Annotated in this window: 12 protein-coding genes and 1 riboswitch; of the genes, 4 read left to right on the top strand and 8 right to left on the bottom strand. The window is 72.0% G+C overall.

From position 1 onward, the window contains the following. Nucleotides 1-144: 144 nt before the first annotated feature. Entirely contained in the window at nt 145-366 is a 222-nt protein-coding gene (locus P3T35_RS19815) for a hypothetical protein (protein WP_101378937.1), read from the bottom strand. A gap of 131 nt (nt 367-497) precedes the next feature. Continuing rightward, nucleotides 498-672, top strand: a riboswitch (M-box (ykoK) riboswitch). A 276-nt stretch (nt 673-948) separates the two neighbouring features. Between P3T35_RS19815 and P3T35_RS19810 the strand changes: the two genes are divergently transcribed. Beyond that, entirely contained in the window at nt 949-1,194 is a 246-nt protein-coding gene (locus P3T35_RS19810; protein ID WP_143676731.1) for a hypothetical protein, read from the top strand. 58 nt (nt 1,195-1,252) lie between these two features. Then, on the top strand, nt 1,253-1,654 hold the full coding sequence (locus P3T35_RS19805; RefSeq protein WP_101378936.1) for a winged helix-turn-helix domain-containing protein: 402 nt from the start codon (nt 1,253-1,255) through the stop codon (nt 1,652-1,654). A gap of 6 nt (nt 1,655-1,660) precedes the next feature. On the opposite strand, the gene P3T35_RS19800 is transcribed toward P3T35_RS19805, so the two are convergent. From P3T35_RS19800 to P3T35_RS19770, 7 genes are all read right to left on the bottom strand, one after another. Further along, nucleotides 1,661-1,999, bottom strand: a complete 339-nt coding sequence (locus P3T35_RS19800) for an antibiotic biosynthesis monooxygenase (RefSeq protein ID WP_101378935.1) — start codon at nt 1,997-1,999, stop codon at nt 1,661-1,663. Nucleotides 2,000-2,412: 413 nt separating this feature from the next. Then, complete coding sequence (locus tag P3T35_RS19795) at nt 2,413-3,249, bottom strand: hypothetical protein (RefSeq protein WP_101378933.1); 837 nt, start codon at nt 3,247-3,249, stop codon at nt 2,413-2,415. 290 nt (nt 3,250-3,539) lie between these two features. Continuing rightward, nucleotides 3,540-4,367, bottom strand: coding sequence for a hypothetical protein (locus P3T35_RS19790; RefSeq protein WP_101378932.1), 828 nt, complete (start codon nt 4,365-4,367; stop codon nt 3,540-3,542). A gap of 24 nt (nt 4,368-4,391) precedes the next feature. Continuing rightward, nucleotides 4,392-4,580: a hypothetical protein gene (locus tag P3T35_RS19785; protein ID WP_101378931.1), complete on the bottom strand. Its 189-nt coding sequence runs from the start codon at nt 4,578-4,580 to the stop codon at nt 4,392-4,394. Between the two features lie 106 nt (nt 4,581-4,686). After that, nucleotides 4,687-5,274 (bottom strand): class I SAM-dependent methyltransferase, encoded by a 588-nt coding sequence (locus P3T35_RS19780; protein ID WP_101384816.1) that lies wholly within the window; start codon nt 5,272-5,274, stop codon nt 4,687-4,689. 205 nt (nt 5,275-5,479) lie between these two features. After that, nucleotides 5,480-5,890 (bottom strand): DUF3592 domain-containing protein, encoded by a 411-nt coding sequence (locus P3T35_RS19775; protein ID WP_101378930.1) that lies wholly within the window; start codon nt 5,888-5,890, stop codon nt 5,480-5,482. 143 nt (nt 5,891-6,033) lie between these two features. Next, a complete protein-coding gene (locus tag P3T35_RS19770) occupies nt 6,034-7,587 on the bottom strand; it encodes a Na+/H+ antiporter (protein ID WP_101378929.1) in 1,554 nt (517 codons plus the stop codon). A 299-nt stretch (nt 7,588-7,886) separates the two neighbouring features. Here P3T35_RS19770 and P3T35_RS19765 point away from each other — a divergent pair, with 299 nt between their 5' ends. Then, the gene (locus tag P3T35_RS19765; RefSeq protein WP_101378928.1) at nt 7,887-8,897 is read left to right on the top strand and encodes a ketoacyl-ACP synthase III; all 1,011 of its coding nucleotides are present in this window, start codon (nt 7,887-7,889) and stop codon (nt 8,895-8,897) included. After that, complete coding sequence (locus tag P3T35_RS19760) at nt 8,894-9,634, top strand: glycosyltransferase family A protein (RefSeq protein WP_280707041.1); 741 nt, start codon at nt 8,894-8,896, stop codon at nt 9,632-9,634. The genes P3T35_RS19765 and P3T35_RS19760 overlap by 4 nt, the downstream gene beginning before the upstream one ends. The last annotated feature ends 13 nt before the right edge of the window (nt 9,635-9,647 follow it).

Raw genomic sequence — 9,647 nt, 5'->3', positions numbered from 1 at the left:
CGCCCCCCCGGCCCGCCCGCCGGCCCCCGCGCCCCCCCCCCCCCCCCCTGCTGGGGGGCGCCACGCCCCCCCCCCCCCCCCCCCCGGGGCCTGGGGGGGGGGGGGGGGCCCCCCCCCCCCCCCCCCCACCGCCGGGTCTTCTGATCAGCCGGACATCTGGACGATCTTGACGATCACCAGGATCACCGCGACCAGCAGATAGCCGCGCAGCGTGAGCAGGCCGGCCTTGCGCAGCGGTGAGAACTGCGGCTTCTCCAGTGTCTCCAACGCCGGGGTGCGCCAGGCGAGTTGTTCCTCGGCACGCTGCGCCTTGCGGTCCGCCTTGGTGAGTGGCTCCGGGGAGCTCAGGGTGCCGGGGCCCACCACGGCGGTGCGCTTGCTGCCAGGGCCCGTGGGCCTTCGGCTCGGCGCCCGCGAAAGCCGGGCGCTGCGTCAAGACTCCGTCAATGGCTTAACCATTGGCCCGATGATGGAGTAGTCTTGTTGAGGTTTTGAAGAGGGCACCTCGTTCGGTGAGGCTTCTTCACGGACACAGGCCACTGACCCCACGACGTCGAGAGACGCCCAGGGTCAGGACAGATCTTCCCGACTTAAGGGTTGATCCCAAGTGGCTGCCCGCTCCGGCGGGAGTACGCCGTGACGTGCCAAAGCTCTGACGAGTTGGGGTGAACCAGCAGGCCGCCTTGCGCGTGCGCTGGTGAGCTCCTTGCCGAGTCGATGATCACGCACCATGGGGTGCGTCCGACCGGAAGGAGGCGAGAGACATGGATTGCAGTAGTCCGGGCCACAGTTGCCCCTATCCACGCCTGTCCTCGTACTCCATCGGCACGCGGTAACCACGTTCGTCCTCAGCCCATCTGACGCAGCATCAGTTCATGCTGCCCGGATGCGGTGCCAGCTGCGGCGAACAGCTGCCGTGTGCCCCCAGACCTCCTGGTGGTGACTCCCATGTCCGTTCTCACCTCGTTCCACGCGCTTCCAAAACTGAGCCGCCCCCGCAGCCGTTCCCTGCGGGCCGCCATGGCCGAGCTCCTCGCCCGCTTCGCCGCGAGCCCGCTGGACAGCCCGGTACTGCGCGTCGCACGGCCGCAGGTCCCCGAGACCCCCGCCCCGAAGATGCGCGCCCAGTGGCAGGCCGTCACCGCCGTCGACGGGACCACCCGACTCAGCTGCCACTGGTACGCCGATCGCTGACCGGCACGACTTTCCGCTGACCAGCACAACTTCCTGCACTACCCGAGGAGATCCCGCCATGGGAGTCCATTACCCACGACTTGACGCCCTCTTCTCCGAGCGTCACACCGAAACCCCGCAGCCCGCCCGCACGGCCATGTCGGCGGTGCTGCCGGCCGCCGCCCCGGGCCTGGAGGTCGACACCGTCCAGCGGACCGTCACCGTCGACGGCCGCCAACTCACCTTGCCCTACCTGGAGTTCGAGCTACTCGCACACCTGGTCGGCGCCCCGCTGCGGGTGCACACCCGCGGCCAGCTGATGGAGGCCATCTGGGGCCGCCCCGACAACGGCGACACCCGCACGATAGCCACCCACATCGCCCGGATCCGCCGCAAGCTCGGCCCGGGCCACCGGGACGCGATCGCGACGGTCCGTCAACTCGGCTACAAGTACGACCCCCGGCTGGCCCAGGCCGCCTAGCAATCCCTAGGCGTTCTTGGGGCCGGCGTGCTGAACGACCTCGAAGGACCACAGCGTCGAGCCGGACGCGGCGGGCTTGGGCCGCTCGCCACCCTCGCCGGTCCCGGCACCGCCGCCCTGGTGAGCCGCCTTCATGGGGCCTTCGAGCCACAACTGGAACGACGCCTCGTCACGCCAGCGGGTGTAGACCAGGTAGGTGTCCGTGCCCTCGACCGGGCGGAGCAGCTCGAACCACTCGAATCCGTCGGAGTTCTCGACCGCGTGCGCCCGGGAGGCGAACCGCTGCTCCAGGGTCTCCCGCTGCTCGGCGGGGACCGTCAGTACGTTGATCTTGACTACGCTCATGCTCCCATCATGCTCCAGAGCGGCGTAAGGATCCGATCAGGGGCCGGTCCCGGCGGTCGGTGTCGGCAACCCGTTGTACAGAGGACCCTGGAGGCGGACCTGGTCGACCTGCCGGACTCAGCTTCGGGAGCAGGACCCCGGTGGTCGCGGCGGCCGACCTGACGGTGACCGGCTGGCCTGGTATGGGAACGCAGCTGACGCTTGCCACGGATGCCCAGGGCATGCCGCACAGCGCGAAGGGAGGCACCGCGGTGGGAACCCTCACCCTCCGGTCCGGGCCGGTGGCCGAGGCACAGGTCCCAGTGGCCCTGCAGTACGACCTGACCGCACCTGACTTCAGCAAGAGGCTGTCACGCCTTGGCTGACCTGGCGACGGGCCGGGGGCACGCTGCCGACCGAGGCGGCCCGGCGGGTCAGGGTCGGCGCCGCCCTGCCAGCCTGAGCAGGGAGGCCGTGAGGGCGGCGACGAACCGATCGACCGTGGCCTCGTCGACGAGGTCCAGGGACAGGTACGGGTTGAGGTCCTCCAACTCGACGAGGAGGAGTTCGCCCTCGGGGGTGCGGCAGGCGTCGACACGCTGGATGCCGTGCCCGATGGTGTTCCACGCGATGAATCGGTGGGCGAACTCCAGGTCGGCGGCGGTGGGTTCGTAGCGTTCGAGGCGCCAGCGCTGCTCCGGGTCGGGGGCGTGGAGGGCGTACTGGAAGGCGTCGTCGACGAAGTAGAACGAGACCTCGTAGGCGAAGCGGATCAGCGGCTGCACCAGGACGTCGTCGTACATGACGGCGTCGATTCGTGCGCGGGGGACGATCTGCAGACCTATCGAGTCGGCGCCGAGCTTCGGTTTGACGACGTAGTCGGGGACGACGGGCAGGCGTGCGAGGTCTTCGGCCCGGTCGATGGTGGGGATGACCGGGTACCCGGCGGTGCTCATGTCGAGCAGGTACTGCTTGCCGGCCATATCGGCGCGCCCGGCCAGCTGGTTGTAGACGAGGGTGCCGCGTTCGAGCGCGCGACTGCGGAAGGCCTCGTATTCGGCGCGGTAGTTCAGTACTGGGCCACTGTTCCGGACGAGGACCACGTCGAAGGCGTCCATCAGCGAGACGGCGTCGAGGGGGTGGCACAGGGCGACGTCGAAGTCCTCGCGCAGGCGGGCGGAGAGGCGGATGTCCTCGTCGCAGTACCGGCGCCCCCGGGCCTGGTACGCCAGGTCTGTGACGAGTAGGACGCGGGGCTTGGCTTCGGGCATGGCTCTCCTGTAGATCATCTTTCCTGCTCAGCCTACTATCGTGCGACGCAGGGGCATGGCGGCTCGTGATGCCGCCATGGAGGCCGGGCTCAGCCGATCAAGGAGCGCCGGCCCCGGAGTGGGTCCGATTGAGGCGCAACTCGGCATGGCATGCATCCGACGGGCTGATGTGTGCACGCTGCGGGACGGCAGTTGAAGGCGCCGAGGCCTGCCCGGGCGGGTCGGGCGGTCCGTGTCGGTGTCGGTGGGCGGTGCCGCTGTCGGCAGTCGCAGTCGCAGCGGCAGTCGAGTCAGCGTCTGACGAAGAAGGTCGCACGATCGCGGTTGCCGAGCCAGCGCAGCGCCAGCGGGCAGTGCGAGACCGGGCGCCAGTGTGCGGCCAGTTCGGTGAAGAAGGCGTGGTCCGCGCAGATGCCACCAGGGCGGTCGCCGAGATAGAGGAGGCCGGGGCCCCGGTAGGCGCGCAGCGCGTCGGCGGCCATCGGGTCGCGGTGCGGCGGCCAGAGCAGTGCCAGGACCCGGTCGGGGTGGGCGGCGGTGTCCTCGGCGGCGAGGCCCGGGCGGACGTCGGTGTAGCGGAAGCGGTCGGTCCAGCCGTTGCGTTCGGTACGGGACTCGGCGTCGGTGGCCAGCACGTCCATACCCTGGTTGCGCAGCAGCCAGGCCCAGTAGCCGCTGCCCGCACCGACTTCCAGGAGGCCGCGACCGCTCAGGCAGTCGCCGATCCAGTCCAGGGCGGTCCGGGAGGCCAGCGCCCAGCTGTAGATGCGGGAGAGCTCCTGCCGTCGCGGCAGCGGCGGGCCCGACTCGGCGGGGAGGTGGTCGAACACGTCGATCACCGGCCTGGTCCGCGTGCCGTGACGCAGCGCCGGATACCAGAGCAGCGGCACCATCTGCGGGTTCTGCGCGGCGAACGCGGTGTCCCGTTCGGGCAGCAGGTCACCGAGCGGCCGGAACGGCTGCTCCCAGCCGGGGTGGCGCAGCTCGGAGCGCGTGTCCCAGAGTCGGATCAGCCGCTCGGCGGTTTCGGCGACCAGCCGGGCGGCAGGCTCGCGGGGCGGCTCGTCCGGCCCGGCGGCGGCCGACGCGACGCCTGTGGTGTCCGCGATGGCGTTCACGTCGTCCGCCGTCCGGGTGCGCGGTCAGAGAGCCATGTGGTCCGGGACGACCAGGGCGTCTGCGCCGACCGGCTGGGCATCGGTCGCCGGGCTGCCCGAGATCGCGATGTGATCCGCGACGACGATGCCGGAGGTGGCGCTCGGCTGCTCGGCGGCGCTCACACCCACGACTGCGGCAGCGGCGAGCGCCGCCGTGGCGGCACCGATGAGCACGGCGTGACGGTGACTCAGTTCCATTGCAATACCCCCGACTTGAAAAAACGGACGATTGGCAGCCCGAGCGCGAAGATCCACTCGGACAACCCGTATGCGGACGATCCTACGGGCGCACCTGGTCGACCCGCCAGAGCCGGCGGGGGAGGGCGCCCTCCTCGAAGGCGTGGACCTCGCGCAGGGCCCAGCCCTCGGCGAGGGTATCCACCAGCTCCCGTGAGAAGAAGTGCACCGCGAAGCCGCCGTGCTCCCAGATGTCGTCACCGTGCCCGACGCCCGCGCCGTAGTGCGCGTCGTCGGTGTGCCGGACGGTGTACACCAAGCGGCCGCCGGGCCGCAGCACCCGCCGTACCTCGGCGACCAGGGCGGTGAGTTCCTCGGTGGACAGCGCCATGCAGAACAGCATGTGTGCGAAGACGGCGTCCACCGAGGCGTCCGGCAGCGGCAGTGGTGCACGGACGTCGTGCGGCAGGGTGGCGATCCGGTCCGCAAGGCCCTGGGCGCGGGCGGTTCCGGCGAGTTGGGCGAGTGCGACCGGGCTGAAGTCGGTGGCCGTCACGGTGAACCCGGCCCGGGTGAAGGCCAGTGCGTCCCGTCCGTGTCCCGCGCCCAGTTCCAGCACCTCGCGGGCGCCGGCGGCCCGGAACGCCTCGATGGCGTATCGGGCCGGCTTCGACGGCTCGTCCCCGTACATGCCGGGGTGCTCGGTGTAGGTCCGCTCCCAGTGCTCCCGCTGTCCCTCGACCACGCCTGCCACCTTCTGCTCCCGGCTCCCACGCCGCCGCTCCGCCTCCGCCGGCGCATCAGCCTAGAGGGTCACCTCGCCCGGGGGATCACTCCGGAGGGTCACTCCGCCCGGAGGGCCACTCGATTGGGAGAGGGCCACTCGATCGGGAGGGTCACGGGCTGACGACGAGCAGCACCACGGCCGTGAGCAGCGCGGTCACGCCCAGCAGGACGAACACCCGCTCGACGCCGCGCCGCTGGCGGCCCTCCAGCAGCACCTGGCGCGGGTCGGCCGGGTCGTAGCGCAGCCGGACCAGCGCGCCGGGGCGCAGCGGGTGGGCGCGGCTGGATGCCACCGGCGAGAACACCTCGACCACCTCGGCGGTGCGGGTGGTGAACTGCAGCAGCGGGTGCGGCGGCGGTGCGGTGTCGTCCGGGCCAGGGGCGCGGTAGCGGACCAGCGCCTCGGCGGGCTCCCCGACCTCCTCCAGGTGGCGGATCCCGTTCAGGCCGGCGATCCCGGCCAGGTAGGCGCCGACGCCACCGAGCGCGAGGAAGACCACCAGGGCCGTCACGCCGATCATGGCTGTGCGCCGATCATGGCTACCCCGCCTTCCGAGCCCGACCGTTCCTCTGCCCCCAGTCTCCCCCGGGAGCGGGCGCCGGACCAGAGGGCCTGCGTTCTCCCGGCGCTCGGGTAGAGGCCAGCGCTCAGATCGACTGGCGCTCAGCTCGCGCCCAGCGCCGCCGCCTCCAGGTCGAGGTCGCGCTGCAACTGGCGGCGGGTGGTGTCGCTGATCCGGTGGTCGTCGTAGAGCCGGTGCAGCTCGGTGTTCTGCACATCGATCACCTCGCGGCGCAGCTCCCGGTAGACCGCCAGCGCCGGCGCGCCGCCGTCCGACTCCTCGGCGTCTTCGGCGTGCCGCAGCCGGGCCTGCAGACCGCGTCGCACCCGGTCCAGCACGTGCTCCGGGGTGGCCTCCAACTCGGCGAGCCCGTCCAGGTGCTCCAGCCCGGCGCGGGCCAGCTGCTCACGGGCCTGCTGCTCCTCGCGGGCGGTGTGCTCGGGCTCCAGGGCCAGGCCGGAGCGGTTGACCAGCGGCGCCAGGCTCAGCCCCTGCACCACCAGCGTGAAGACCACGACGGCGGTGGTCAGCACCAGGATCAGCGGCCGCCCGGGCAGCGGGGTGCCGTGCGCGTCGGCGAGCGGTATGGAGAGCGCGGCGGCCAGCGGCATCACCCCGCGGGTACCGGCCCAGGTGATCACCGTGGCTATTCGCCAGGACGGCCGCCCGCCGCTGGGCCGCAACGCGGCGGACAGCGGCAGCATCCAGAGCACCCGCAGTCCCACCAGGGCGGCCGCCACGGCCAGCGCCTGCACCGGCCACCATCCGCTGTCCGCTGGCAACTCCCGTACCATGGTGGGTAGTTCCAGGCCCACCAGGCTGAACACCACGCTCTCCAGCAGGAACACCACCACCGCGTAGACCGCGTGCAGCTGAAGCCGGATCCGGGCGTCGCTGAGCCGGTGCCCGGCCCGGCCGAGCAGCACCCCGGCGACCACCACGGCGGTCACCCCCGAGGTGTGCGCGCTCTCCGCCAGGACGTACGCCGCGTAGGGGGTGACCAGGGCGATCACCGTCTCCAGTACCGGGTCGGCGGTGCGCCGCCGGATCAGGTGCACCACGCCGGCGACCGCCGCGCCGACCGCGCTGCCGCCACCCGCGAGCAGCGCGAACTCACCCACCGCCCCCTGCCAGCTGAATGCGGAGGAGGCGACCGCGACGGTGACCGCCACTCTGAACAGCACCAGCGAGGTGGCGTCGTTGAACAGGCTCTCGGCCTGGACCAGCACCTGTACCCGGCCGGGCAGCGCCAGTCGCCTGCCGAGCGCGCTGACCGCCACCGGGTCGGTACTGGCCAGCACCGCGCCGAGCACGAAGGCCAGCGGCAGCGGCAGCGGGGTGAGCAGCGCGGCCAGCGCGCCGACGGCGGCCGCCGAGGCGAGCACCAGGCCGAGCGCCAGCACGGTGACGGGTCGCCAGACCGCGCGCAGGTCGCGCAGCGAGAGCTCCTCGGCGGAGGCGTAGAGCAGCGGCGGCAGCACCACCAGGCCGATGGTCTCGGGTGCGATGTGCATCGCCGGGGCGCCCGGGACCATCGCCACCGCGATGCCGGCCAGCACCAGGAGCGAGGGCGCGGGGATGCGCCAGCGCCGGGCGCCTGTCGCGACGCTCGTCGCCAGCACCACCAGGAAAAGGACCATCCCCACCGAGTGCATCGACCGAGTCCTCGAGCTTCCGCTCACGGGGCCGCTGCCGCCGACTGCCGCAGTCCGTTCCCCGGCCGACCAGACTTCCCGGCGCACCAGGGGCGTATTTTAGCAAGTTCATACGGCTTCTTAGCGGAATTATCGCGGCGAGGGTTCGGGCCTGCCTGAATGAGTGCTTGCTCAGGGGGTGGTGCCGCGCGGGAGTTCAGCGATAGTGCCGCGCCTAGGTAGCCGCTGAGTGCGCTTTCCGCTCGCCTGAGTACGCGTACTCAGGCGAGCGGCCACCCCGGGGCCGGACCATCGGTGCCATGGAACAAGCCCTCACGCGGATCGGCATCACCGCCGTCGGCGCCCACCTGCCCGCTCGCCGGATCGGCTCACAGGAGCTTCAGGACGAGGTGGCCCGGGCCGGCGAACTTCGGCTGCCCAAGCGGCTGTTCGAGCTCGCCACCGGAATCCGGACCCGGCACCTCGCCGCCGACGACGAATACGCCTCCACCCTGGCGATCGCTGCCGCCCGCCAAGCCCTCGACGCACGCGGGCTGGATCCGCTCCAACTCGACCTGCTGGTCTTCGCGTCCGCGACACGCGACCTCTGCGAACCCGCGACCGCGCACCTCGTGCAGGCCGAACTCGGCTCCCGCGCCCACGCGTTCGACGTCAGCAACGCCTGCAACAGCTTCCTGAACGGCATCGACCTCGCCCGCGCGATGATCCTGGCCGGACGGGCGCGGCGCGCGCTCGTGGTGACGGGGGAGACACCCAGCCGTGCGATGCGTCGCGACCCGGCCGGCCTCGCCGAACTCCGCGACGGCTTCGCCGGCTACACGTTCGGTGACGCGGGCGCGGCCGTGGTCGTGGAGCCCGTCGCGACCGGGGGCATTCTCGACGTGGAGACCGAGACGGCGTCCGAGCACTGGGCGGTCGGCGGCATCCCCGGTGGCGGCTCCCGGCATCCGCGCGGCGACGAGTTCAGCTACTTCCGGGGCAGCGGCGCCGAGTTGCGCGAGGTCTTCGAGAAGATCGGCGGCGACATCCTGACCCGAGTGGCGGCCCGCACCGGCCTCGGCTGGGACGACTACGCCCGGGTGCTGGTCCACCAGGTGACCGTCCCCTACCTGGACCGCTTCGTGGAGCTGACCGGCGTGCCCACCGGGAAGCTGGTGCTCACCGTGCCGGAACTCGGCAACGTCGCCAGCGCGACGATCGGCGTGCAGCTCGCCCGGATCCGGCACGAACTGACGCCGGGCGACCGGGTGTTGCTCGTCGGCCTGGGCGGCGGCGCCAGCCTGATGACGATGGTCTGGGAGGCCTCGTGACCCGCCTGTGGGTGGTCGTGCCGGCCTACCAGGAGGAGGCGCTGATCGAGGACACCCTGCGGGCGCTGGCCGCGCAGCGGGACCGCGACTTCACCCTGCTGGTCGTGGACAACGGCTGCACCGACGCCACGGTCGCGAAGGTGCGGACCTTCGCCGCCGGCGCGCCCTTCCCGGTGGAGGTGGTGTCCGAACCGGAGAAGGGGGTCGGCGCCGCGATCGACACCGGATTCCGCCACGCCATCGCCGCGGGCGCGACGCTGCTGGCCCGCACCGACGCCGACTGCCTGCCGCTGCCCGGCTGGACCGCCGCCGCCCGGGCCGGTCTGCGCGACAGCCGTGGACTGGTCTGCGGGCAGCTCACCGCCCGCCCCGACGAGCACGGCCCGCTCGGTCGCGCGTCGTTCCGGGCCATGGTCGTCCTCGGCGCGTGCTTCGGCCGGATCCGGCCCGCCCACCGGCGGCGCCACGGCTACCTCGCCCCCTACCGGATGCACGCCGGCAACAACATGGCCATCACCGCGGAGCTCTACCAGGCCGTCGGCGGCATGCCGCGCCGCCCCTCGCCCACCGACCGCACCTTCATGAACCGGGTACGCCGGCACACCACTGCCATCGTGCACCGCCGGGACATGGTCGTGCAGAACTCCACCCGCCGTATCCGCGCCTACGGCGTCGTCGGCACCGCCCGCTGGTACCTCGATCGCGGGGCCGGCCGGTGCCGCGTGGACATCCGTTGAGAAGCCGCGTGCA

Origin of the sequence: Kitasatospora sp. GP30 (assembly GCF_029892145.1) — a bacterium.
Classification (GTDB): domain Bacteria; phylum Actinomycetota; class Actinomycetes; order Streptomycetales; family Streptomycetaceae; genus Kitasatospora; species Kitasatospora acidiphila.
Note: the sequence above shows the minus strand (reverse complement) of the source record. Positions and strands in the feature narration are given on the sequence as shown.